We start from the raw sequence: 26,894 nt of genomic DNA on the forward strand, positions 1-26,894 counted from the left end.
GTTAAAAAAAACCATTTAAAAGTGTCGAATTTTCAACATTGTGATTATTTTCACTTCTAAAGTGCTAGATGTAATATGATTTTCAACCAAAAAAGAGTAAGAAGTATACGTTTATTATATATCACAGCGGTAATCCATTATTCTCAAAAATGAAACTTTTGATGTGTTTTTTGCAAATATAAGCATTATAAATTTCATCCCTATTAGATTCTTCATATTATACTGCAAAAATTCATGATTTAGAAATCCGTTCGATTTCAACTCCGTATAAATACACACATCTTCATTATGGTCAGACATTGGCGCATTTAGCGTGTAACGATATCCTGAGATTGGAGCAAAAACCAGGAGAAGGGGAAATCATACATGGCTAAAGTGGCAGACAAATATTTTAAGGTAGATCCTTGGGCAATTATTGAAGAGGGCTTTGATCCAGAACGAAATCGGACTTCAGAATCTATTTTTTCACTTGGGAATGAGTATATGGGCGTTCGGGGGTATGCTGAGGAAGGCTACTCTGGAGATTCCTTGCAAGGAAGCTATTTCAACGGACTAAATGAACAATTGGACATTGGCAATCATTATAAAGGAATTATTCGCTCGCTTAGATATATGGTGAATGCGGTGGACTGGCTGTATACGCGGATCTCTGTGGATGGTGAACAGCTTGATCTGGCAAAAAGTAAAGTATCGGATTATGTGCGCAAACTGGATCTTCGTAGTGGAATCTATCGGCGGGAGCTGATCTGGCATCTAGATGATGGCAAAAGGTTGAAAGTTGTCTTTACTCGCTTGGTCAGTATGACGATGTCTCATCTGGGACTACAACGGGTAGAATTTGAGCCGCTTAATTTCTCAGGCAGTGTGGACATTTGTGCTGGGCTGGATTTCAGCATTATCCATGAGGAACGTGGCGAATGTATGTGGAGTAGTCTCCGCAGTGGAGAACAAGGGGCTGCCACTGCTATTATGGCGAGAACAGTGAATACAGCTAACAAGCTATTCTCTAGCTTTTCGTTACAATCTTCGCAGCAGCTTCAGCTTACTCGAATTGAACATGATAAATTTATTGGGCAAAGATTTACTATGGAGCTTGCTCAGGGAGAAGCGACCCATTTTACAAAGCTGGTTATCAACTGTTCGGATAGTGAATCTGCCCATACAGCTGAAGAGCTGTGGAGCAAAGGGCTAGCTCTTGCTGAAAGTGCAAGCCAACTGAGCGATACCCAAATATTCGCGGATCAGACGGCATATTGGAATGGTATCTGGGAGACAAGTGATATTCGGATCGAGGGCGATCCTGAGAATCAGCAGGGCATCCGTTTTTGCATTTTCCAGCTTTATCAGACTTATCATGGTGATCATCCAGGGTTCAACATCGGCGCTAAAGGATTGACGGGAGAAGTGTATCGTGGTTTGGCGTTCTGGGATACAGAGTCGTATTGCTTACCATTCTATATGTTTAATAATCCTAAGGCCGCACGGAGCTTGCTGGACTTTAGATATAAGACATTACCTCAGGCTATGCAACGTGCTAAAGATGTTGATTGCGAGGGAGCTTGCTACCCTATTGCTACTATAGATGGAACAGAAAGCTGTGATCTCTGGCAGCATTCGAATCTTCAGCTTCATGTAGGGACTGCTATTTCCTATGGCATCTGGCATTATGTCAAAAATACCGGTGATAAAGAATTCCTGTACAGTAAAGGTGCTGAGATGCTGATCCAGATCAGTAGATTTTATGCTACGCGCGGTCAATGGGGTCAACGGAGTGGGGAATATGGATATTTTGGCGTAATGGGTCCTGATGAGTTCCAATTGATGGTGAATAATAACTGCTACATTAATCTGATGGCCCAAAAATCATTTGAGTACACCCTGGATACCCTGCGGGAAATGAAAGAACAGGTCCCAGTAGCTTTTGCAAAGGTTGTTGAAGAAACGGGACTCCGTGAAGAGGAACTCACCGATTGGAAAGATAAAGCGGAGCATATGAAGATTCCAGTTGACGAAGCAACAGGAGTATTTGAGGAGCATGATGGATTCTTCGATATGCCACATATTGATATTCATTCCATCCCGGTAACAGAATTTCCGCTCTACTCGAACTGGTCGTATGATCGTTTGTACCGATATGACATGATTAAACAACCGGATGTCCTCATGTTTATGTTCTTATATAATGGACAATTTTCTAAAGAAGCGAAGCTGGCCAACTATGAATATTACGAATCTAGATGTATTCATGAATCTTCACTTTCTCCTTCGATCCATTCCATACTGGCAAGCGAAATCGGCAAGCCAGAAGAAGCCTATTCGTTCTTTGAATTTGCGACAAGACTGGACTTAGACAATTACAACCGTAATACACGTGAGGGTCTTCACACTACATCGATTGCAGCCGCTTGGATGAATATTGTGTATGGCTTTGGTGGTATGCGTTCAGATGGGGCGCGTCTGTCCTTCCAACCTTCATTGCCGGAACGCTGGAACGAGTATTGCTTCCAAGTGTTGTATGAAGGGGTATTGCTCCGTATTTTAGTTAACAAGACTTCCGTAACGCTTACAGCAATTCATGGTGGGAGCACTGAAATAATAGTGTACGGTCAGTCCATTAAGGTGGATGCATCCGGGACGACGCTTCCGCTAGGTGAAGGGATGTTGGCTCGATGAGCTGGGCGGTAAGGGATAGCTGTTTTGATAAGAAACTTGTGACGACGAACGGGAACAAATATATGTTAGGCAATGCCTATATGGGATATCGCGGTACACTGGAGGAATTCAGTAAAAGTGAGCTAGTTGCCGTTACTTTAGCTGGTCTGTATGACAAAGCGGGAGACAAGTGGAGAGAACCTGTCAATGCTCCGAATGGATTATGGACCAAGATTGTCTGCAACGGACAGCCCTTAAGTGTGCTTGAGCATGAACCGAGCTCTCACGTTCAGGAGCTGAATATCCGTAGTGCCATTCATCATCGGAGTACTGACTTTAGTATATCCGACGGTGGGACGTTGACATTTACAGCAGATCGTTTCGTAAGTCAGGACAATCTTCATCTGCTCGTTAGTAAATGCTCTATCCACAGTACACAGGACTGCCAAATTGTGATTGAGACGGGGATTGACGTAGATGTGTGGGATATCAATGGCCCCCACCTCTTAGATCAAAAGGTGCAGTCGCAGGGTGAGGTGCTAGTCTCTTCCTCCACGAGTGGAGAATTGAACATTCCGGTAGTGGTGGCGGAGAGAGCGGTATTTAATTTCGGAGATCAGCAAATGGCTGAAGGAGTTGCTGTACGCCGGATTTCTTTTGATGCGCGTGCGGGTGAGACCTATGAATGGTTTAAGTACGTTGCGGTATATACTGGACTTGATGTCAGTGGACCGGAGTCAGAAGCTGTCAAGTCTGTCCATGCTGCTGAGGCGCTGGGCTATGACGAGTTATTAAAAGCTCACTGTCAGCAATGGGAACAGAGATGGTCACTTAGCGATGTCATTATCGAAGGCGACGAGGATGCTCAGTTTGCTCTGCGATACAGTATTTATCAGCTGTTAATTATTGTACCAACAGTTTCGGAGAAGGTTTCTATCCCAGCTCGCGGTTTATCGGGTCAGGTCTATAAAGGGGCGGTATTTTGGGATACGGAGATGTTTATGCTGCCTTTCTTCCTGCATACCGATCCGAAGGTTGCTCGCAACCTAATGATGTACCGGATTCATACCTTGGACGGAGCTCGTCGTAAGGCCGCGGAATATGGTTTTTTGGGAGCATTCTATGCCTGGGAAAGTCAGGATACAGGAGACGATGCTTGTACTCTTTTTAATGTGAATGATGTATTTACTGGACGACCGATGCGGACTTATTTTCGCGATAAGCAGGTTCATATCAGTGGGGATGTTGTACACGGGATTTGGAAATACGTTCAATTTACAGGGGACGAAAGTCTGCTAACTAGTGGAGGAGCGGAAGTGATCTGGGAATGTGCCCGGTTCTTCTACTCTTATGCCTACTATAATTCGGTAAAAGAACGCTTCGAGATTCTAGATGTTACAGGTCCAGATGAATATCATGAACGTGTGAATAATAATGCTTTTACGAATGCATTAGTTAAGGAAACGCTGGAGATTGCCTTGCGCACGGCAGAATTGCTGCAAAATAAGTACCCGGAAGTATATAACCAACTGTCTATGGAGTTTAGTGAGGGTCCGTTTCTAACCGAGTTCAAAGCTATGCTGGATAGCTTTTATGTTCCGCAGCCTGACCCTGCCAGTCTTATCATCGAACAATTCGACCGTTACTTCACGTTGGAGGATGTTCGGCTGTCAGAATTGAAATCTCGTGTACTTAACAAAAATGAGTATTTGGGTGGCGGCAATGGCTTAGCTACCACTACAACAATACTGAAGCAAGCGGACGTCGTGTTGATGCTGAATCTGTTCAAGCATTCCTTCAACAAGGAAGTTAAACAAGCGAACTGGGAATTCTACGAACCGCGTACCGAGCATGGGTCAAGTCTTAGTCCTTGTATTTATGCTTTGGTAGCTGCTGATATTGGTTCGCCAGATTGGGGATATCCATATTTTATGCGTACGGCTACTGTCGATCTTACGGGAGAATCTAAGCAGTATGTAGGGGATCTCTATATTGGTGGTACCCACCCAGCCGCGAATGGTGGCGCATGGATGGCTGCGGTTCTTGGTTTTGCAGGGTTGAATTATGATGGGGCGACTGTCCACATCAATCCTTCACTGCCTAAACATTGGCAGTCTGTTGAGCTTCCGGTTACGCTTCGAGGGGATACCTTTAAGCTGCGGATCAGCAAGGATGAAGTTACTGTTACTACAGCAGCCGATTACAGTGGAACCTTGGTATTCTCGGTGCAAGGGCGAGAAGGAAAGGTATGTTCAGCAGGTGAGAGCTTGCGGCTAGTCATAGCCGAAACAACAGTATAGATATTAATGAACAACGGAGAGGAAGTAAATCTATGTTGCAAAATATGAAAGGCGCCATTTTCGATCTGGATGGTGTTATAGTAGACACGGCCAAATATCATTATTTGGCTTGGGCTAGTCTTGCTGATGAGCTTGGCTTTACATTTACAGAGGAGGATAACGAACGTCTTAAGGGTGTGAGCCGGATGAGATCGCTCGATATTCTTCTGGAAATCGGCGGGCTACAATTTGACGAAGCGCAGAAGCTAGCGATGGCGGAGAAGAAAAATCGCCTGTATGTTGAATACATCTCAAAGCTTGAGGAGTCGGAGCTACTTCCCGGAGTCAAAGAATACTTAACTGGACTTAGAACGCGCGGGATCGGAATTGCGTTAGGCTCAGCCAGTAAGAATGCGGAATTTATTTTGAATAAGCTGAACATTACGGATCTGTTCGATGCTGTTGTTGATGGTAACAAAGTATCTCGTGCGAAGCCAGACCCGGAGGTATTCTTGATAGCTGGTCAAGAGCTGGGCTTACAGCCTGACGATTGCGTCGTGTTCGAGGATGCGGAAGCGGGCGTTCAAGCAGGTAAGGCTGCTGGTATGAAGGTAGTAGGTATAGGTAATCCAGAAGTGCTGAAGGAAGCTGATCTTGTGGTAAAAGGATTGTATGAATTGCTGACGGACTAAGGATCAAAAAGAACATGGGACCGACTCCAAAGTAGTTGACGCTACTGTAGGGGCGGTCCTTTTTTGTTCTTAATCCCTGCACTCACTTCATTTGAGAACATATCGGACTCCCAAGTCGCTATTTGCCCGAAAAGACCTCATATTGCGCATGTTTGGTATGAATAACGTCACTGGAGTCCAAAACTCGACGAAAAAGCCGGAATTTGACCGAATAGCTGCATCTGGGTCCGATGCTCATCGTGTGGTCGGGCTCAGAAAGCGACTCAGAAGGTTAGTTAAAAGCTCAGGCAGTCTATCGGACCCCATAGTCGCTATTTGCCCGAAAAGACCTAATAATGCGCAACTTTGATACGAATAACGTCACTGGAGTCCAAAACTCGACGAAAAAGCCAAAATTTGATCAAATAGCTGCAACTGTGTCCGATGCTCAACGTGTGGTCGGGCTCAGAAAGCGACTCAAAAGGTTAGTTAAAAGCTCAGGTAGTCTATCGGACCCCACAGTCGTTATAAGCAATAATTCCGCCCATTTGAGAACCTATCGGACTCCAAAGTCGCTATTTGCCCGAAAAGACCTCATATTGCGCATCTTTGATGCGAATAACGTCACTGGGGTCCGAAACTCGACGAAAAAGCCAAAATTAGTTCAAATAGCTGCATCTGGGTCCGATGGCTCATTGTGATGAGACTTTACGAGAGTGCGAGCGCATAACCAGTAACAATATGCACATTGAGTAATCAAAGCACTCGACAAGTAGAAAATCACACATGCAGCAATCCAAACGCACAACAAGTAGCAGTCACACACCAAGTAAACCAAACGCACAACAAGTAGCAGTCACACACCAAGTAAACCAAACGCACAACAAGTAGCAGTCACACACCAAGTAAACCAAACGCACAACAAGTAGCAGCCACACACCAAGCAAGCCAAACGCACAACAAGTAGCAGTCACACACCAAGTAAACCAAACGCACAACAAGTAGCAGTCACACACCAAGTAAACCAAACGCACAACAAGCAACAATCCGCACATTAAGTAGCAATGTTGCTTATTGAGTAATCCAAAAGCTCAACATATGTGAAGCCGACAATTGTGTAGAGCAGAGGAGAGCAATGTCCCATAGCCCCACGCAGTGACCCCTGCCCACCCTCTTTTTTCTGTTTTTGGTTTTTTTGAGAGGGAAGAGGGTCATGGAGAGGGAATTTGGATCTGGAGGAGCGAGAGCGTCAGCCTTTTGTCTCCGGATTTTATTCGCTAGGAGCGGCATAAATCAGAAAATCTGGAGACAACAGCGGCCGTAAGTCCAAAGTTTCCACGCAATGACACCTACTCGCCCCCCCCGCATTTTTGTGTTTTCGGTTTTTAAGAATTCCGGTGATGAAGTTGCGGAGTGGAGGTTTGGAGCTGGAGAAACGCCAGTGGTCGCCTTTATCCTCGGATTTCTACCGCTTAGCGGTATAAAATCAGGAAATCTGAGGATAACAGCGATCGTAAACCCAAACGCTCCACGCAGTGACGTCTCTATCACCGTGCTCTTATAATCCGAACAACAGAAAAAAACTACATACAAATGAACATAAAAAACTTTAAAATGAACATATGTAAGCGTTTTTCCCTTTGATATAGTTATTGAACCCGGAGGTGCGTCTCGATGTTGTCTAGGTTGATTAGGTTGATTCGAAAGCTGAACGTCAAGCAGCAGCTCATCCTGCTATTTCTAATTATGATTTCTCCCATTCTCTTTCTGAACATATATGGGAATATGAAGGCGGAGCAAATACTGAAGCGTCATGTTACGAATGCATATGTAGAATTGAACAAGCAGAACTTCACCATCATAAATCGAGATATCGACACGGTAAATAAAATCACTACCACCGTGATCCAGAATCCCCTGATTCAGCAAATTAATATGACAGGTTCGGATTCCATATTAGAGCGAGTCAAGCGATATGAGACGATAGAGAAGCTGTTGGTCAGTTACTCTCAGGGCGCTGAACGTGGTGACGGCATCTATTATTCCCTCTATATATACGATCCGGATGATTATTATTTTTTCGCCCCCAACTTCCCGCAGGTTAAGAAGGCTGGAGTTTATTTCTTTTCCAAAGTCGAGGAGCCTTACTGGTTTGAGGAGGTTGTGCAGAAGAAAGGACGCGGAGCGCTGAAGTTCACGGAGAGGCTAAGTGCACAGGCGGAAGATTTAAAGACACTTACATACATGAGAGCCGTAAATAACATTTCCAGAAAAGCGGAGACCATTGGAGTTTTGGTCATTACCAAAATGGACTCTAAAATTGGAGAATCGCTCAAGTCCATATCTTTGCCTGACGGCGAAATTTACTTAACAGACCTGAATAATCGTGTTCTCGCCTCGACTACGAATAATACTGGAGAAGTGATTGCGTTGCCGGAGACGGTTGTTGCCGAGGATTTGGAAGGTACCGTAGATGTCATTACCTCCGATTTTATCTATGTGGTTAACAATAATCATGCATTAGGACAAAAACTAGTCTACAAAGTTCCGGTAAAGGCGCTGCTGCAGCAACAGAACGAAATGAAAAGTGTTATTCAATATATCACCGTGGCTTACGCAGTATTTGGACTGATCATGATTACGTACTTCTGGCGATCATTAATGACTCCGTTGCAAAAGCTGGCTTTTTTCGTACGAAAATATGAGCCGGGCAATCGTGTTCCAGAGACGCCGCGGAGGGGGAGTAACGATGAGGTTAGTGTGCTGATTGCTTCTACCTATGATATGGCCCGCAGGCTTAACGGACTAATCACATACAAATACCAAATGGAGCTCAAACAGAAGGAATCGCAGCTTCAATTGCTATATCAACAAATTAATCCGCATTTGCTCTATAACACACTCGAGAGTATTTATTGGAAAAGCTCGTTAGAAGGAAATGTCGAATCCGCCGAGATGATCAAGGAATTGTCCAAACTAATGAAGATCAGTCTTAGTCGGGGAAGAGAGCTGATTAGCCTTGAAGAAGAGCTGGAGCATGCAACGGCCTATATCAAGCTGCAGCAGCACCGATATGATTATGTATTTCGTGTAGTAATGGATATTCATCCTGATACGAAAAGCAATCTAATACCTAAAATCACACTGCAGCCGCTAATAGAGAATGCTATTATTCATGGTGTTAAAAATATGGGCGAGGATGGAGAGATCACTATCAGCGCTGTTTGCGTGAACGAAATCGTTATGATCTCTATTGAAGATAATGGCTATAAGTCTGTTGACTATGAGGCGATTGAAGCTGTACTGAATGATAACAGCCCAAATCCCGTCAGCGGTTACGGTATCCGCAACATTAATCAGCGTATTCATTTACATTTCGGCTCTGATTATGGCATCAGCTATACCCCTCGTAGAGAAGGCGGAACGCTAGTAACTGTTAGGCTTCCGAAATCGGAGAATCAGGACTAAGGAAGGGGAGTATATAGATATGTTCAATATATTGGTAGTGGATGACGAACCATTGATTTGTAAAGGGTTGAGCAATTTATTAGCTTCATCTGGGCTGGATATTTCTAATATCTATACCGCTAATAGCGGATTTGAAGCGCTAGACTGTATTCGTATGGAGGAAATTGATCTGCTCGTTACGGATATTCAGATGGGAGCGATGAGCGGAATTGATCTGATGCAGCATGCGAAACTGGCAAAACCATGGGTACAGACCATCGTGATTTCTGCGCATGAGACGTTTCAATATGCTCAAATGGCCGTTCGACTCGGAGCTAAGGATTATTTAATCAAGCCTTTGAATAGTGAGCAATTTTTGGATTCGGTCCGAAATGTGCTGCTTAAGATGGGTAAGCCCTCACCAGAACTAGATGTCTTCATGTCTGGGATTAACGATAGCTTTCGACTGGAAGAGCCACTTCCGGAATACAGCAAGCTTTTAAACGAACTGCTCATCGACCCTGGGGTTGTGCTAGCTGAGGCAGATAACTTGCAGAAGCTGGATAACCTGAAGCTACAAGGGCCGTATTTTTCCGTCTTAAAAATCAAGGTACCTCTGTCTGGAGTGAACCAGGAGAAGCAGTATACTATGCAGGATAGACGGTTACTTTGTTATGCTGCACTGAATATTGCCAAAGAATTAATGGATCAGGAATGGAACTCATTAGCCTTTTATGCACCGGATGAAGAAATTACGATCATTATTCAATGGGATGAAAAAAGCTATGAAGATTCTTCTGCCGGCCAAATCAATAGGCTAGATATTCTTGGCCGTAGTCTGCAATTTAATATTCATAAATATTTACATCTGAACGTGATCATTGGCATTAGCCAGATTTTAAAGGGGCTTTCGTTTATGGCCGTTTTGAACCGTCAGGCCTCTAATGCAATTCTCTGGAACAATGAGCACAGTGATCACTATGTGTTCTATTATGGGGATTTCAACTGGAACAGTTACACGAGTGATCCTTCTGTAGAAGAACTTCATACCCATAGCAATCTGATCGTACAAAAAGCGAAAGAATACATTGACGAGAACTATGCGCAAAAAGGACTGACTATACACGATGTTGCTAAGAAGAATCATGTTAGTCCCAATTATTTGAGTTACCTATTTAAGAAAAATACAGGCTATAACCTGTGGGAATATGTAATCAAGCTCCGGATGGAAGAAAGTCGGGAGATGATTTTGAATACCGATCTTCGCAGATACGAAATTGCGGAACGTGTGGGTTATGAATCGCCGGAGCATTTTAGTAAAATTTTCAAAAAGTATTACGGGATCAGCCCCAGCGAATTGAAGAAGTAAAAACACTCACTACTTCGGTAGATATAGACATGTTCAGTACAACCCTCATTTCCTACAATTTAAGGTAGGAAGCATTTTGCGAAAAATGCTGAAAGAACAATGGAATGAGGGAGCCTGATGAATCAAACCGCAGTAGTAACCGAAAACCCGGCGACGCTGAAGGGGACACCGTACAAGCAAAACCGCTGGAAGAAAAACTTTTGGGGATATATGTTCCTCGTACCTGCTCTTATTATTTTTATTATGTTCATGTGGGTTCCAATTTTTAAAGGCTTACTGTACAGCTTCTACCATGTTGATTTTGTTAAAGGGAACAGCTTTGTAGGCTTTGAAAACTACAGTAGAGCAATTAGTGATCCAGATGTTTTGACCGCATTGAAGAACACTGGGTATTACATGTTTTTATGTCTTATTATTGGATTCTGGGTTCCGATTGCTTTTGCCATCATGATCTCGGAGCTGAGAAGGTTTGGGGGCTTTGTACGTGTAGCGGCTTATCTTCCTTTCGTAATGCCTGGTGTGGTTCTCTATGGACTGTGGAGATGGCTATATGATCCGGTAGGTCCAATCAATGCGTTATTAACTTCGATGGGTGTGGACCAGGTTGCCTTCTTAACAGATACAAGGTGGTCGATGATTTCTCTTGTGTTTATGGAGACGTGGCAGCAGTTTGGATCAGGGATGTTAATATACTTGGCTGCTGTACTCAGCATTCCGCGAGATTGGTATGAAGCTGCTGAGATTGATGGGGCTGGTGTGTGGGCGCGTATAAAGTACATCACATTGCCTTCACTGCGTAATTTAATCTTTTTGATGCTAATACTACAAATTATTGGTACTTCACAAGGGTATCAGTCACAGATGGCGCTGCTTGATGGTGGGCCGAATAATACTACGCTTACCTATGCGCTGTTGATCGTAAAATATGCATTTACAAGACTCGATTATGGTACAGCTACTGCGCTTGGCATGTTAATGTTCATAGTCCTAGGTGGTTTGGGCATTTTACAGTTCAAGCTTAACAAGGAGGACTACTAAGATGAAAAGCGCAGATAGAGGGATTCTTTCAGAACACGATTTGAAAAAAACGAGTAATAAGATCGTTTATGGCTTGATGTGCGTGGTCATATTAATTATGGTTTTTAGCATGCTGTACCCGATCTGTATGACGTTATTCAATGGGTTGAAGTCAAATCAAGAGGTAAATTCATTCCCACCGCATTTTTTCCCTCAGGAATGGCACTTCAGCAACCTTAAGGACGCGATGAATTATATTGATCTTCCGATGTTCCTTAGAAACACTATTTATATCTTTTTAGGGAATATGGCCGTCACCCTAGTTGTATTGGGAATGTCAGCTTTTAGTATCTCCCGTATGAATGTTCCATACAAAAAAGCGATTTATTTCTTCTTCCTAATGACATTGTTTATTCCGGCTACTAGCTATATGATCCCGAACTTTGTCAATTTGAAGGAACTCGGATTGCTGAATCAGTACGCGGCTTTCTGGCTGCCAGCGGGAGCGAATACATTTTACTTTCTATTGTTAAAGAACTTTTTTGATGGGATTCATCCAGAAATCTTTGAAGCAGCACGAATTGACGGGGCTTCTGAGCCAAAAAGCTTTTTCTCCATTGCAGTGCCACTATCGATTCCGATTTTTGCTACATTAGCGATCTTTATCTTTTCTACCGCATGGAATGACTGGTTCTGGCCATCACTCGTTATGCACAGTGAAGAAAAATATACGCTTGCGACAGCCATTTATAAATACGTTATTAATGTGAAGGCACTCAATACTAATATTAAATTTGCAATCCTGTTTATAGTATCCTTGCCTCCAATCGTTGTCTTCTTGATTTTTCAGAAATTCATTATGCGTGGAGTTGCTTTGTCTGCAGTGAAGGGGTAAGCAAATATCGACGATTTTAACCACGGATCGTAAACATGCACATGAAAGGAATATAAATGCACCTCGTTTGTAAACGGTTTCTATTTTATGATCGATATGTAAGATAACTATGAATTGAAAAGGGGAGTTTCAATGCGTAAGTACTCTAGCGTGCTACTAAGCGTCCTTGTTGCTGGATCGCTGCTATCAGCTTGCAGCGGCAACAATAACGGAAACACAGCGGGGAACAAAGGTAGGGAAGCAACTACTGCGCCAACAAATGCGGTGACGGATAATACAGCAACCGCTACTGATGCGCCAGTCGATGACATTACTCAAAGAAAAGTGACGATCAAGATTCACTATCCAACACCTGACCTAACTGAAATAAGAGCACAGGAAGATGACAAAATCAAACGTTTCCAAGCGGAATATCCGAACGTAGAAATCGTTAAAGATGACTGGCAGTACAATGTAAGTGAAATCGGAATCAAAATGGCTGCGAATGAAGCGCCAACCTTCTTTAATACTTACGCTACAGAAGCTAAATTCCTGGTTGAAAAGGGCTGGGTTGCTGACATTACGGAGCTGTGGAACAAATATGAATTTAAAGATCAAATTAACCCAGTGCTGCAAAATCAATTTATCATCGATGGTAAAGTTTTCGGAGTAACACAAAAAGGTTATGTAACAACCACAATGATCAACAAAAAAATGCTAGATGAAAAAGGCGTAGCCGTTCCACCTATGGATTGGACTTGGGATGATATGCTGAATACGGCTAAGGGCGTAGCTGATGCCAAAAAAGGTATTTCCGGTATTGCTCCAATGGGTAAGGGTAACGAAGCAGGCTGGAACTGGACCAACTTCCTGTTCGAAGCTGGTGGAGAGATTCAAAAGATTGAAGGCGGTAAGGTTGTAGCTACATTTAATTCCGATGCTGGTGTGAAAGCACTAGATTTCTACAAGAAGCTTAGATGGGAAGCTAATGCAATTCCTCAGGACTGGGCACTTGGCTGGGGCGACGCTGTAGGTGCATTCCAACAAAGTCGTACCGCAATGGTAATGGCCGGATCTGATGGCGTTATTGAGCAAGCGTTGAACCAAGGTGGACTGAAGCCTGAGGATGTGCTCACGTATCCTATGCCTGCTATGGAAAAAGGCGGCAAGCATACCGGGGTACTTGGTGGTGACTATCTTGTAATCAATCCAAATGCTACGCCAGATGAACAAGAAATGGCATTCCGCTATATTACATTTGACTATTTCTCTGACAAAGGTTTGGAAGCACTTGATGCAATTCTTCAACAACGTACAACAGATGGCAAATACTTTATCCCGCCGCTCTTAGACTACTACTCAGCAGATTCTGACTTCGGTAAGAAGACCAAAGCTGTTTATGACAAGTACACAAATGTATACCAATATAGCCCTGACATTATGGGACTTTTGGATGGTAAACCTGAAGCCCAATACAATACACAGGACTACTACGCAACAATGTCCAATGTCATTCAAGAGCTGTTCTCCAAAAAAGGAACGGATTCCAAGAGCCAGCTTGAAGCTGCAGCCAAAACAGTACAAGAGAAATTCTTTGATACGATTAAAGCAGAATAGGAAAATAAAGATCGGCCCCTTTGGGGCCGGTTTTTTAGTTTTTGATATTTATAATTTTATAAATCCAGAGAAATAGTGATAATTAACTGGAAATTATTTTGAAGTAGGAAAACCGTGAATTTCTGTTCAGAAGGGCAAACTACTATGAGTGCTGTGCACAGCATTAAGGAAGAAAATGGGCCGCGAAGTTTGCTTATTAAAGTATAATTTTAAGATTTTAAGGGTTTTTTAGCATAAAATAAGGTAAAAAATCTATAATATGATCGAATGAAAGCGCTTTGAAAACAAATCAAAAAAACTTTATACTTTGTGAAAGATTTCACTATACAAGGTGGAAATGATGTGTTAAGATAAATGTGTAGAGAAAAACAACTAAAAATTGACAGGAGGACGAGGGAGATGGCAGTTAAGAACGAGGTCGCCGCCCAAGTTAAGCAAGTTACCGCTGAAGAGTATATTCAGAGTTTAGTGGATAAAGCAAAAAAAGCGCATAAGGCATTTATGGCGCTAGACCAAGAGCAAGTTAACACAATCGTTCATGCAATGGCGTTGGCTGGACTCGACAAACATATGTACCTAGCAAAATTGGCCGTAGAAGAAACAGGACGCGGTGTATATGAAGACAAAATTACGAAGAACATCTTCTCGACAGAATATATCTGGCACGGAATTAAATATGATAAAACAGTAGGCGTTATTGAAGATAATGAATATGAGAACTTCCAAAAAATTGCTGAACCAGTCGGAATCGTTATGGGTATCACACCAGTAACCAACCCTACATCCACCACGATGTTTAAAGCGTTGATTTCGATTAAGACACGGAACCCTATTATATTCGGTTTCCACCCATCTGCGCAAGAGTGTAGTGCTGCAGCTGCTAAAATTCTTCATGATGCTGCCGTGAAAGCTGGCGCACCTGAGAACTGTATCCAATGGATTGAAATGCCAACAATGGACAAGACAAACGCATTGATGAACAACCCAGACGTTGCACTTATCTTGGCAACTGGCGGATCTGCAATGGTAAAAGCGGCTTATAGCTGTGGTAAACCTGCTCTTGGCGTAGGCCCTGGTAACGTACCTGCCTTCATCGAGAAGAGTGCGGATATCGATCAAGCGGTAACGGATATCATTCTTTCTAAAACATTCGATAATGGTATGATCTGTGCTTCCGAGCAAGCAATTATTATTGAAGAACCAATCTTCGACCAAGTGAAGAAGAAAATGATCGCTAATGGCTGCTACTTTGTTAATAAAGAAGAAGCTGGCAAGCTGACTAGCGGTGCAATGAACGTTGACAAATGTGCGGTTAACCCAGCAATCGTTGGTCAATCCGCAGTGAAAATTGCTGAAATGTGTGGCATTCAAGTTCCTGCCGGTACAAAGATTCTCGTAGCAGAACTCGAAGGCGTAGGCACTAAATACCCACTGTCTGCTGAAAAATTGAGTCCGGTTCTTGCTTGCTACAAAGTTAAGAATGCTGATCAAGGTATCGAACGCGCAGCTGAAATCGTTGAATTTGGCGGTATGGGTCATAGCTCGGCTATTCACTCCAACAACGAAGAAGTGATCATGAAGTTCTCTAACCGTCTGCAAACAGGACGTATTCTCGTCAACTCGCCTTCAACACATGGCGCAATCGGCGATATCTATAACACCAATATCCCTTCGCTGACTCTGGGCTGCGGATCTTATGGTCGCAACTCCGTATCGCAAAACGTTACAGCTATCAATTTGATCAACGTGAAAAGGGTGAATCGTCGTACCGTGAATATGCAATGGTTTAAAGTACCTGACAAGATTTACTTCGAAAAAGGTGCAACTCAGTACCTTGCCAAAATGCCTGATATCACACGTGTAGCAATTATCACTGACCCTATGATGGTTAAACTTGGATATGTTGAAAGATTGGAACATTACCTGCGTCAACGTCAAACACCAGTGGCTATCGAAGTGTTCTCTGAAGTAGAACCAGATCCATCGACAACAACTGTTGAAAAAGGTACTGCAATGATGAACAGATTCCAACCGGACTGCATCATCGCACTTGGTGGTGGTTCCCCGATGGATGCTGCAAAAGGAATGTGGTTATTCTATGAACATCCAGATGCAGACTTTAACGGTCTGAAACAGAAATTCATGGATATCCGTAAACGGGTTTACAAATTCCCTAAACTTGGAAATAAAGCGAAATTCGTTGCGATTCCAACAACTTCGGGTACAGGTTCGGAAGTTACATCTTTCGCAGTTATTACAGATAAAACAACAGAAAATCATACTAAATATCCTTTGGCTGACTATGAGCTGACACCAGACGTAGCTATCATCGATCCTGAGTTTGTTTACAGCTTGCCAAAAACGGCTGTTGCTGATACAGGTATGGACGTATTGACACATGCTATCGAAGCTTATGTATCTGTTATGGCGAGTGACTACACGGATGGTCTTGCTATCAAAGCAATCCAACTGGTGTTCCAATACCTGGAAAGATCTGCACTACAAGGTGACAAGCTTGCCCGTGAGAAAATGCACAATGCATCGACATTGGCTGGTATGGCTTTCGCGAATGCGTTCTTGGGTATTAACCACAGTTTGGCTCATAAATGGGGCGGACAGTATCACACCGCACATGGTCGTACTAATGCGATCCTTATGCCACACGTTATCCGCTACAATGCTAAGAAACCTACGAAGTTCGCTTCGTTCCCTAAATATTCACACTTCATAGCTGACGAGCGTTACGCTGAAATTGCCCGCATTCTGGGATTGCCAGCTCGCACAACTGAAGAAGGCGTAACTAGCCTGATCAATGCTATTCGCGATATGAACAAAAAATTGGGTATCGAAGAGTCGTTCCAACAACTGGGCTTTGATCCTAAGGATTTCGAATCCCGTGTAGACTACTTGGCTGACCGTGCATTTGAAGATCAATGTACAACTGCCAATCCTAAGCTGCCATTGGTATCTGAACTAGCTGATGTATACCGTAATGCATTCTACGGAAGATTCGATAATTAATAATTGGTTAAATAGAGAATAGGATAGTTGTGGATTATAAATAAAGTGACAAATATCACTGGAAAGGTGATATTTGTCACAGTATTTTTATAGAAAATAAACTAGAATGTTTATATAAACAACGGTCCCACATATGAAATGTTGATTGTGAATTTTAGAACAACCACATCTTTTTGGGATCACGAGACACGGGATCAACCTTCAAGCCCGCGATCTCTACAAATATAATAAATATAGATGGAGGGATTTAGCATGTCGGTGATTGAAAAAGATGTAAATGAAGTGAAATCCGGTTGGAGAAGTTTCACAAAAGGTAAATGGTCCAAGAAAGTAGACGTTAACAACTTTATTGCTAGTAACATTAAACCTTATGAAGGAAACGAAGAATTCCTTGTAGGACCTACTAGTAACACAACTGAATTGTGGAAGATTATTTCTCAACTGAGCAAAGAAGAAAGAGAAAGAGGCGGCGTATGGGATGTTTCCCTAGATACTGTCTCCACAATCACTTCACATGCTCCAGGCTACATTGATAAGGACAAGGAACAAATTGTAGGCGTGCAGACTGACGCCCCTTTCAGACGTTCCATTCAGCCTTTCGGCGGAATCAAGATGATGGTTGATGCTACGAAGGCTTATGGCTTCGAGCTTCCACAAAACATCGTTGACATGTTCACGAACATTCGCAAAACGCATAACCAAGGCGTATTTGATGCATATACACCAGATATGAGAGCAGTGCGTAAATCCGGCGTTATCACAGGTCTTCCTGATGCTTACGGCCGCGGACGCATCATCGGCGACTACCGCCGCATCGCTCTATACGGTATTGATTTCCTGATTAAAGACAAAAAACAACAACTAACTGAGCTTGAAGTTGATTCCATGACTGAAGAAGTAATTCGTTTGCGTGAAGAGCTGTCTGAGCAAATTCGTGCACTGGGCGAATTGAAACAAATGGCAGCTGCTCACGGTATGGATATTTCCAAACCAGCGACCAACTTTAAAGAAGCTACTCAATGGGTATACTTCGGATATCTGGCAGCAGTTAAAGAGCAAAATGGTGCGGCGATGTCCCTAGGACGTGTATCTTCCTTCCTAGACATCTATGCAGAACGCGATATTGAAGAAGGTACTTTGACTGAAGAGCAAGTCCAAGAAATTGTCGACCATTTCGTAATGAAACTGCGTATTGTGAAATTCTTGCGGACACCGGACTATAACGATCTGTTCTCCGGTGACCCTACTTGGGTAACTGAATCCATTGGTGGTATGGCAGAAGACGGAACAACTCGTGTTACCAAGAACAGCTTCCGGTTCCTGAACACTCTGTATAACTTGGGTCCAGCTCCGGAACCAAACTTAACTGTTCTGTGGTCCGAAAGATTGCCTGAAGGCTTTAAAAAATATTGTGCTAAGGTTTCTATCGAAACTAGTGCAATTCAGTATGAAAATGACGATCTAATGCGTCCATACTGGGGTGACGATTATGCTATTGCTTGTTGCGTATCTCCAATGCGTATCGGTAAACAAATGCAGTTCTTTGGCGCTCGTGCCAACCTGGCAAAAGCTTTGCTGTATGCTATTAATGGTGGTAAAGACGAAAAGTCCGGAGCACAAGTTGGACCGGAATTCCCAGCAATCACTTCTGAATATCTAGATTATGACGAAGTAATGAAACGCTTCAAACCGATGATGGAGTGGTTAGCTAAGACTTATGTTAACACTTTGAACATCATTCACTATATGCATGACAAATATTCTTACGAACGTATTGAAATGGCACTGCATGATCGCGACATTCTGCGTACGATGGCTTGCGGTATCGCTGGTCTGTCCGTTGCAGCTGACTCACTGAGTGCTATTAAATACGCGAAGGTTAAACCAATTCGTAACGAAGAAGGTATTGCAATTGACTTCGAAACCGAAGGTGAATTCCCTTGCTACGGTAACAATGATGATGCTGTAGATAACATCGCAGTAGAATTGGTTGAAACATTCATGTCTATGATTCGTAAACACAAAACATATCGTGATGCTGTTCCGACTCAATCGGTATTGACCATTACTTCGAATGTAGTGTACGGTAAGAAGACAGGTACAACACCTGACGGACGTAAGAAAGGCGAACCATTCGCACCAGGTGCTAACCCAATGCACGGACGCGACAAGAAAGGTGCCCTGGCTTCACTGAACTCTGTAGCCAAACTGCCTTACTCCGATGCACAAGATGGTATCTCCAATACGTTCTCCATCGTACCTAAGGCACTGGGTAAAGACGATGAATCCTGTAAGTCTAACCTGGTACACATGATGGACGGATACTTCCATAACAACGCTCAGCATTTGAATGTTAACGTATTTAACCGTGAACAGCTGCTGGACGCTATGGATCATCCAGAGAACTATCCACAATTGACTATCCGCGTATCCGGCTATGCTGTTAATTTCATCAAGCTGACTCGCGAACAACAAATGGATGTAGTTAACCGTACGTTCCATGGTTCGATGTAATTAAGTTATAAATTGAAATAATTGCAAGGAAGATACCGCCCTTGTCTCAAGGGCGGTAATATCTTGTTTGAGAATTGTTAAAATTTTAAATTTCACGGCCGCGATTAAGGGAAATGACAGTCTCAAGGACAGGGAGCTTCTTCGTGAAAGAGGGACTGTTAGTCTATCGTGGCGAAAGGATGACATCCTATGATTAAAGGTCGCATACACTCCTTGGAAACCTTTGGAACCGTTGACGGACCTGGTATTCGTTTTGTCTTATTTATGCAGGGCTGCTTACTGAAATGCCAATATTGTCATAATCCTGATACTTGGGCTTTAGATGAAGGCAAAGAAATGAGTTTGGAAGAAGTACTTTCGGAGATCGAGCCATATTTAAACTACTATCGTTCATCCGGTGGTGGATTGACAGTATCCGGTGGAGAACCAACCTTGCAGGCACAATTTGTAAAACAGTTATTTACGGAAGTTAAGAAACGTTGGAATTTGCACACCACACTAGATAGCAACGGTTATAACGAAGGTGACAAGATTACTGACTTATTGGATGTTACTGATTTGGTTATGCTTGACTTGAAGCATATTGATGATGAAGCACACATTAAGTTAACTGGTAAATCTAATGAGCGTACCTTAAAGCTTGCACGCTGGCTGTCGGATCATAATCGTAAGATGTGGATTAGACATGTTTACGTTCCAGGCATTCATAATCGTGAAGAGGACCTTATTAATTTAGGTCGTTTTATTGGAACCTTAAATGGCGTTGAGAAGTTCGAAATATTACCTTATCATCAAATGGGTATCTATAAATGGGAAATGCTCGGCAAGCCGTATGAATTGGAAGGAGTGCCTTCCCCTTCGGATGAAGAAGTTCAGCGGGCATACCGCCTGGTTGAAGAAGGTCGCAAGCAGACAGCGCTGGTATAATTGATAGCTACATTAAGTAAAGCCGTTCCTCAGTGAAGTACTTCTGAAGGAATGGCTTTTTGTTATGTAAAGGGCGTGTGTGGCGTCTTTAAAAAGGGGGAATTTTGTCTTTATCCTGTTTAAAACATGATATATTTACAGCTGATAAATAAGGAGATTAAAATTACATAGTGATAGATATTATATCAATATTTACAATTGTGATTATTTTTATCTAAATTTATGTTCGTTAAAATAACATGATAAGCGATTAATTGTAATTATTACTATTATAAAGTTATATTACATAACATGATGTGTAGTTGATTCCGCTTTCATTAGAGATTTTTATCCCTATAGTGGATGAATCTTAACCTTACGAGAATGGAGTCTATTTTCTATAATAAGAAGTGTAAAGCACAACATTATATGGGGGGTCACAAGAAATGAAAAAAGGAATGACTTTGCTATTGTCCCTGATTTTTGTATCATCAGCTTTACTGGCAGGTTGCGGAAGCAGCAATAATGCATCTTCTAACAAAGGAGATGGAAACGCTACCGCGACGAATGCAGCGGATGCTACAAATGCTCCAGCTACAGAAGAACCGGTAAGCAGCGAACCGTTCGAAATGACGATTCGTCACACTCAAATCGGTGCAGACAAACAGAAACGTCTAGCTATTCTGCAAGAAGTAGTGAAAAAGGTAGAAGGGGATGTACCGGGCCTAACCTTTAAACTTGATGGAGTAGATTCAGATGTAAACCGTAAAGAAAAATTGCGTGGTGAAATGGCTGCAGGTAATCCACCAGAGATCTTCGATCTGTTTGGTAGCCCTGACTCTAAGATCTATGCTAAAGAAGGTAAATTACTTGACCTGACTCCAATCCTTGAGGAACTTGGAATTAAGGATAAATTCTCAAATCTTGATCCTTTCACTTATGAAGGAAAAATTTACGGATTGCCGATCGGTGGATCTGGTGAAGGATTCTTCTACAACAAAGAATACTACAATAGCAAGGGTTGGAAAGCTCCAACAACATTTGCTGAATTGGAACAACAATTGGCTGACATCAAGGCTGACGGAAAAGTACCTTTGGCTGGTGCATCTAAGGCTGGTTGGGTACCACTTATGCTAGCTAACCACTTGTGGTCACGTTATGCAGGCCCAGATGTAACCGCTAAATTCGCAACAGGCGAAGCTAAATGGACTGATCCAAACGTTGTAAAAGGCTTTGCGAAGTACAAAGAATGGGTTGACAAAGGATACTTCAAAAAAGGCGAGCTTGGTTTCGAGTATGCTGAATACACAACACAATTCACTAGTAGTGAAGCAATCCTGCTGTATGATGGTACTTGGAAATCCTCCGTATTTAAAACTGGACAATCCGGCGAAGGTTTGATCGGTAAAGTTGGATTCTTCAATATTCCTCCAGTTGATGGTGGAGTAGGCGACCAAACTGCATTGATGCGCGATGTAAACAACGGCTACGGCTTCTCTGCTTCTGCTGAAAAAGATCCACGTCAATTGGCTGCTGTGAAGTCTTTTATCAAGAACTTGTTTAACGAAGAAATGCAATTACGTGGACTTGTTGAAGATGGCGTATTGCCAGCAATGAAAATCGACCAGAATGTACTGAATGAAAATATTACTGATGATCTGATGAGCGAAATCGTAGGTGTACTTAATAACTCACAATCTTCGTTCCCAGCATTTGACTCTCTTGTTCAAGCTGATGTAACTACAGAAATCAGTAACATTCAAATTCAAAAGCTAATTGGTGGTCAGACGACTCCAGAGAAAATGGGCGAAGTTCTACAAAAGGTACAAGAAGAAGCAAACGCAGCAGTTGAATAAGTAGCTGCAAATTGAATGTACCCTGGTGCCAGAACCAGGGTACATTTTTAAACTTAATGAATTTATGTGTTTGCAAAGATCTACAACATTCAATGTTCGCCAGATGTCAAAGCAACCGGAGGTAGTCATGAATAAAGCACTAAGAAATCCATTGGTATTTTTCCTTTTTATTCTTCCAGCACTGATCTTGTTCACGATGTTCTTCATCTATCCCATCTTTAGTTCAATCTATTATAGCTTTACTAGCTGGAATGGTGTATCTGACACAGTCAAGTCTGCCGGAATCAGTAATTTTGAAAAGGCATTAGGAGATGAACGATTCTGGATATCTGTCAAAAATAACGGCTTCTTCATTCTTTTCTCCTGTTTTGTACAGGTACCGTTAATCATATTCTTCTCATTATTGATATCAAATGTAAAGAAGCTAAAAGGCTTATATAAGACAGCAGTCTTCATGCCTTCCATTATGTCTACAGCAGTTATCGGTATTCTATGGGGCTTCATTTATGAGCCCAACATTGGACTTTTAAATAAGGTTCTTGGCTTAGTTGGTATTGATCCAATTTACTGGCTGTCGGATGAGAGATTCGCAATGGTGTCCATTCTGATCACGAATGCTTGGCAGTGGACCGGATTCTATATTGTAATGGTACTGGCAGCTATCCTGTCGATCCCAGGCGAATTGGACGAAGCTGCAGCCATTGATGGTGCAACTGGATTCCAACGTGCTACACGCATCACGCTTCCGCTAATCGTTCCGATCATCTCTGTTGTGATCATGTTGTCCATTGCTGGAGCAATGAAAGCGGCGGATATCGTCATTGTTATGACTAAGGGTGGACCTGCTGGTTCAACCGATGTAATGGCAACTTACATGATTAAATATGCTATCACTAACTTTAAGTACGGGTACGGTAATGCCATTGCAGTCCTGATCTTTGTATTTACACTGGTGGTTACAGCCATTTATCAGCTGCTGATAGCCCGACGCACAGAAAGGATTGAATACTGATGCCACGCGCCCTGAAAAAAAGTCTGCCCCATGTCGCACTTTTGTCCTATCTACTAGTTATTCTATTTCCTTTCCTGTTCGTGTTATTCTCATCTGTGAAAAAGGATAACAATGCAATAGCGCTTAACCCTTTTGGGATTCCAAAGGAGTTTGTCTTCAATAACTATGTTGAAGCTTGGGTAAATGCCAAGATCAGCACTTACTTTTTTAACAGCTTGTACATTTCCATATTGGCATCTGTAGTATCTATAATTCTAGCGTCTATGTTTGCCTTTGCAGTTACACGCATGCGCCAAGGCAAATGGAACATGATTTTGTTCTCGATAGTTATGGTAGGAATGCTGATTCCAAACAACGCATTAATGCTTCCTATTTATACGATTGTACGTAAGATGGGGATTCTGAACACGCACTGGGCGTTGATCATCCCTTATATCGCGAATGCAATTCCATTTACGATAATAATATTGGCTGCATTTATGCGTTCGTTGCCTAGAGAAATTGAAGAGGCGGCGGTCATGGATGGGTTGAAGGCACCGGGTATCTTTGCTAAAATTATTGTACCTCTAACCGTACCTGCCATGGTTACTGTATTCATTGTTAATTTCCTGGGAAATTGGAACGAATTCTTGCTGGCGAACTACTTCCTATCGAATGACGAGCTTCGTACGCTCCCTGTAGGTATGGTTCAATTCCGCGATCAATACCAGATGAACTATGCACAAATGTCAGCGGGTATCGTCTTCAGCGTACTTCCGGTAATTGTCATTTATGCGATTTTACAGGAGAAAATTATTGAAGGTGTAACAGCAGGCGGCGTTAAAGGATAACTTTTTTTCTCAGTCAGGAGCACCAGCCGATGAATTTGCGCTATAAATTATTTACGGCATTTTTGGGCCTGATTATCATTCCCTTATTTATTCTAGGCATGCTTATGTTTTTCGTGACTTATAACTCTATTGAGAAGAAGTACAGCCAGCAGTCGGAATACTCACTCAAAGCAATTAGCTACAGTATTTCAAATGTATTAAAGGATATGGATAACGTTACAGACAACGGAATTGCTACCTCGGTTTTTCATATGGCCCTTAGCGCAGAAGATCCTAATAATCAGGATTTGACTGATGCTGAGCAACTCAATTTGAATGCTAGCCAGCGCAATTTCCGTAGTCTGTTGTTTAACCATCCATCGATCAGCTATGCTTTTTTGTACAATTTTAACGGTAGAGGTAACTCTGAAATCGTGTCGCTTTTTAATAAGGAAAATTTCCGAACATTACCCTATGATACGTTCAAAAAAAGTGATTTGTACCAGGAAGTAATGGATTTGAATGGCGTGCCGAAATGGCTGGCTCCTCATGAGTATCCCGAACTTACGGGAACTGAACCTGTGTTTACACAAATTCGACTCGTAAAGGAATTGAGCTTCTTTCAGAACATAGGTATCCTTGTTGTACAGATCAAAAATTGGGAGTTCGAATCAATATTTCGCAATTTAAAAATTGGGGATAGCAATCAGGATGTTTCGTTTATGCTTGTAAATGATAAAGGAATGATTCTATTCGACCCAGATCAAAAGCTGGATGGACAGGATATTCAGTCATTCGCGAATAAAGAGATTACCTTTAAAAAAGGGTTTCAGAGTTTCAAAACGGATTATAACGGGGAGAAAAGTATCCTCTCCATGTATCATTTGAAGGATTATCCTTGGAGTCTAGTGTCTGTAACTTCATGGAACACTTTGTCTCGTGAAGTTACAGTATTTGCACGATGGTTTGTCGGGGTGATCTTCCTTTGCTTTTTGGCAGCTGTGATCTTCAATTTATTCTTTATGAACCGGATTACTGGAGCAATAGCCGTCATTGTTCGTTTTATGCGACGTGTTGAGGATGGAGATCTGACTACGCGGGTAGAAGTAAAGGGGAATGATGAGTTAACGCTTCTCGCTAAAGGCTTTAATGATCTTATGGATAAAATTAATAGGTTGTTTAACAGAATCCATGTGGAACAGCGTCGCAAGAATCAAGCGGAGATGCGTGTTCTACAGGCGCAGATTAAACCCCATTTTTTATTCAATACGTTAGAGTCGATTAATGTTCTGGCCATACAGAATGAAGGCAAAAAAGTTAGTGAGATGGTTTACAGACTGGCTAGTATTTTACGTATCAGCATTCAGGATAGGGAAGAAATTACACTGGATGAAGAAATCAAACATCTGCGTAATTATTTGGATATTCAAAAATTCAGGTTTGAGGATTTATTTGAATATGATATTGATATCCCACAAGAATTGATGCGTTGCGGCATTCTAAAGCTTACTTTGCAACCGCTGGTAGAGAATAGCATTCAGCATGGATTTGAAGGTATTGATTATAAAGGTCAAGTTTCAGTGAAAGTTTGGGAGAAGCAAGGGGACTTAATTTTACGGATTGAAGACAACGGTATTGGTATTACACCGTCTCAGTTGTCCATTTTCCAATATATTGTAAATGATCCTGTGGAGCAAGAGGTTAAGGTTGAACGGGAAAATCGGATGAATCTTGAACGTAGAGGTCTTGGCATTCGCAGTGTAGCGGATCGCATCCGCATTGAATACGGTGACAGGTACGGAATATTTATCTGTTCCAGTCCAGGCTATGGTACTATTATTCAATGTGTCATACCTAAATACGAGCAGGGGGAAGATCATTATGCTAAAAGTATTATTGGTAGATGACGAAGCCCCAATTCTAAATAATCTAAACAGAGTGTTGCCATGGCAGGAGATGGGGATGGAGGTCGTCGGTATGGCGCGAAGCGGTATGGACGCCTTGCGCATTGCTGAAGAGGAACAGCCCGATCTTGTGTTAAGTGACATTCGCATGCCAGTGATGGATGGGTTAACTTTTATAGGAAAACTGCGGGAATTGGGATTGGATAGTGAGGTACTGCTGCTTACCGGGTATCAGGAGTTTGACTACGCACGGGAAGCGATCCGGTTAGGGGTCAAAGAGTACATTTGTAAGCCGATTCATTATGAAGAACTCGGCAATAAAGTGCGGGAGATTGGAGCTAATATCCGTAGTAAACAGTTTAAAAATAAACTGTATAACAGCATACCGTTATTTCAGGAGATCCCTGAAGCAGATAATGATTCTGTTAAAAAAACACCGGATCAGCTAATGAATTTAGCCGCCCAATACATCACTGAACATCTTCACTCAGATATCGGGATTGAGGAAGTGGCGAATAAGATCAGCATTAGCGGTAGCTACTTCTGTCTCTTGTTTAAGAATCATTTTGCAATGACCTTCGTGGAATACGTAACATTACAGCGAATTGAAGCTGCCAAGTTTATGCTTACTAATAGCGATAAGAGTATTACGGTGATTGGTTCCGGAGTGGGTTATCAGGAACGACGTTATTTCACGAAGGTATTTCAGAAGCAGACAGGAATGTCTCCTAAGGAGTATCGCGACCGATGCCGGGCCGAGGCACAGTAAGGCTGGCGTCTGTGTGGTGAGGTTAAGCGTCACTGCGCGGAATGTTTGGACTTCCGGTCGCTGTTATCCTCAGATTTCTTGATTAGAAACCGCTGCTTGCGGTTGAAATCCGAGGATAAAGGCGAACGCTACGCTCCTACAGTTCCAAACTTCCTCTCCGTTCCTTCTCCCTCACCA

Annotated in this window: 17 protein-coding genes; all 17 read left to right on the forward strand. The window is 42.4% G+C overall.

Features of this window, described 5'->3' with window-relative positions; translation table 11 throughout:
- Nucleotides 1-366 precede the first annotated feature (366 nt).
- The 17 genes from NSS67_RS11555 (at nucleotide 367) to NSS67_RS11635 (ending at nucleotide 26,717) form a co-directional block, all read left to right on the forward strand.
- The gene (locus NSS67_RS11555; RefSeq protein ID WP_339319663.1) at nucleotides 367-2,673 is read left to right on the forward strand and encodes a glycosyl hydrolase family 65 protein; all 2,307 of its coding nucleotides are present in this window, start codon (nucleotides 367-369) and stop codon (nucleotides 2,671-2,673) included.
- On the forward strand, nucleotides 2,670-4,952 hold the full coding sequence (locus NSS67_RS11560) for a glycosyl hydrolase family 65 protein (RefSeq protein ID WP_339319664.1): 2,283 nt from the start codon (nucleotides 2,670-2,672) through the stop codon (nucleotides 4,950-4,952). The genes NSS67_RS11555 and NSS67_RS11560 overlap by 4 nt, the downstream gene beginning before the upstream one ends.
- Nucleotides 4,953-4,984: 32 nt before the next feature.
- Nucleotides 4,985-5,623, forward strand: a complete 639-nt coding sequence (gene pgmB, locus NSS67_RS11565; RefSeq protein ID WP_339319665.1) for a beta-phosphoglucomutase — start codon at nucleotides 4,985-4,987, stop codon at nucleotides 5,621-5,623.
- Between the two features lie 1,351 nt (nucleotides 5,624-6,974).
- On the forward strand, nucleotides 6,975-7,166 hold the full coding sequence (locus tag NSS67_RS11570) for a hypothetical protein (protein WP_339319666.1): 192 nt from the start codon (nucleotides 6,975-6,977) through the stop codon (nucleotides 7,164-7,166).
- Between the two features lie 110 nt (nucleotides 7,167-7,276).
- Nucleotides 7,277-9,070, forward strand: a complete 1,794-nt coding sequence (locus tag NSS67_RS11575) for a histidine kinase (RefSeq protein ID WP_339319667.1) — start codon at nucleotides 7,277-7,279, stop codon at nucleotides 9,068-9,070.
- 19 nt (nucleotides 9,071-9,089) lie between these two features.
- On the forward strand, nucleotides 9,090-10,418 hold the full coding sequence (locus tag NSS67_RS11580; RefSeq protein ID WP_339319668.1) for a response regulator: 1,329 nt from the start codon (nucleotides 9,090-9,092) through the stop codon (nucleotides 10,416-10,418).
- A 117-nt stretch (nucleotides 10,419-10,535) separates the two neighbouring features.
- Complete coding sequence (locus NSS67_RS11585) at nucleotides 10,536-11,456, forward strand: sugar ABC transporter permease (protein ID WP_339319669.1); 921 nt, start codon at nucleotides 10,536-10,538, stop codon at nucleotides 11,454-11,456.
- 1 nt (nucleotide 11,457) lies between these two features.
- Nucleotides 11,458-12,330: a carbohydrate ABC transporter permease gene (locus NSS67_RS11590; RefSeq protein ID WP_339319670.1), complete on the forward strand. Its 873-nt coding sequence runs from the start codon at nucleotides 11,458-11,460 to the stop codon at nucleotides 12,328-12,330.
- A gap of 132 nt (nucleotides 12,331-12,462) precedes the next feature.
- Complete coding sequence (locus tag NSS67_RS11595; RefSeq protein WP_339319671.1) at nucleotides 12,463-13,926, forward strand: extracellular solute-binding protein; 1,464 nt, start codon at nucleotides 12,463-12,465, stop codon at nucleotides 13,924-13,926.
- A gap of 399 nt (nucleotides 13,927-14,325) precedes the next feature.
- A complete protein-coding gene (gene adhE, locus NSS67_RS11600) occupies nucleotides 14,326-16,947 on the forward strand; it encodes a bifunctional acetaldehyde-CoA/alcohol dehydrogenase (RefSeq protein ID WP_339319672.1) in 2,622 nt (873 codons plus the stop codon).
- Nucleotides 16,948-17,199: 252 nt separating this feature from the next.
- Nucleotides 17,200-19,461, forward strand: a complete 2,262-nt coding sequence (pflB, locus tag NSS67_RS11605) for a formate C-acetyltransferase (RefSeq protein ID WP_339319673.1) — start codon at nucleotides 17,200-17,202, stop codon at nucleotides 19,459-19,461.
- Between the two features lie 189 nt (nucleotides 19,462-19,650).
- On the forward strand, nucleotides 19,651-20,388 hold the full coding sequence (gene pflA, locus NSS67_RS11610) for a pyruvate formate-lyase-activating protein (RefSeq protein ID WP_339319674.1): 738 nt from the start codon (nucleotides 19,651-19,653) through the stop codon (nucleotides 20,386-20,388).
- A 425-nt stretch (nucleotides 20,389-20,813) separates the two neighbouring features.
- Nucleotides 20,814-22,223, forward strand: coding sequence for an extracellular solute-binding protein (locus tag NSS67_RS11615; protein WP_339319675.1), 1,410 nt, complete (start codon nucleotides 20,814-20,816; stop codon nucleotides 22,221-22,223).
- Between the two features lie 127 nt (nucleotides 22,224-22,350).
- Nucleotides 22,351-23,235: a sugar ABC transporter permease gene (locus NSS67_RS11620; RefSeq protein WP_339319676.1), complete on the forward strand. Its 885-nt coding sequence runs from the start codon at nucleotides 22,351-22,353 to the stop codon at nucleotides 23,233-23,235.
- Nucleotides 23,235-24,065 carry a carbohydrate ABC transporter permease gene (locus NSS67_RS11625; RefSeq protein ID WP_339319677.1) on the forward strand — a complete coding sequence of 277 codons (831 nt, stop codon included), beginning with the start codon at nucleotides 23,235-23,237 and terminating at the stop codon, nucleotides 24,063-24,065. Before NSS67_RS11620 ends, NSS67_RS11625 begins: the two co-directional genes overlap by 1 nt.
- A 29-nt stretch (nucleotides 24,066-24,094) precedes the next feature.
- Nucleotides 24,095-25,951, forward strand: a complete 1,857-nt coding sequence (locus tag NSS67_RS11630) for a sensor histidine kinase (protein ID WP_339319678.1) — start codon at nucleotides 24,095-24,097, stop codon at nucleotides 25,949-25,951.
- Nucleotides 25,926-26,717 carry a response regulator gene (locus NSS67_RS11635; RefSeq protein ID WP_339319679.1) on the forward strand — a complete coding sequence of 264 codons (792 nt, stop codon included), beginning with the start codon at nucleotides 25,926-25,928 and terminating at the stop codon, nucleotides 26,715-26,717. Before NSS67_RS11630 ends, NSS67_RS11635 begins: the two co-directional genes overlap by 26 nt.
- The last annotated feature ends 177 nt before the right edge of the window (nucleotides 26,718-26,894 follow it).

It is taken from the genome of Paenibacillus sp. FSL R10-2734 (assembly GCF_037963865.1).
Taxonomy (GTDB): domain Bacteria; phylum Bacillota; class Bacilli; order Paenibacillales; family Paenibacillaceae; genus Paenibacillus_AQ.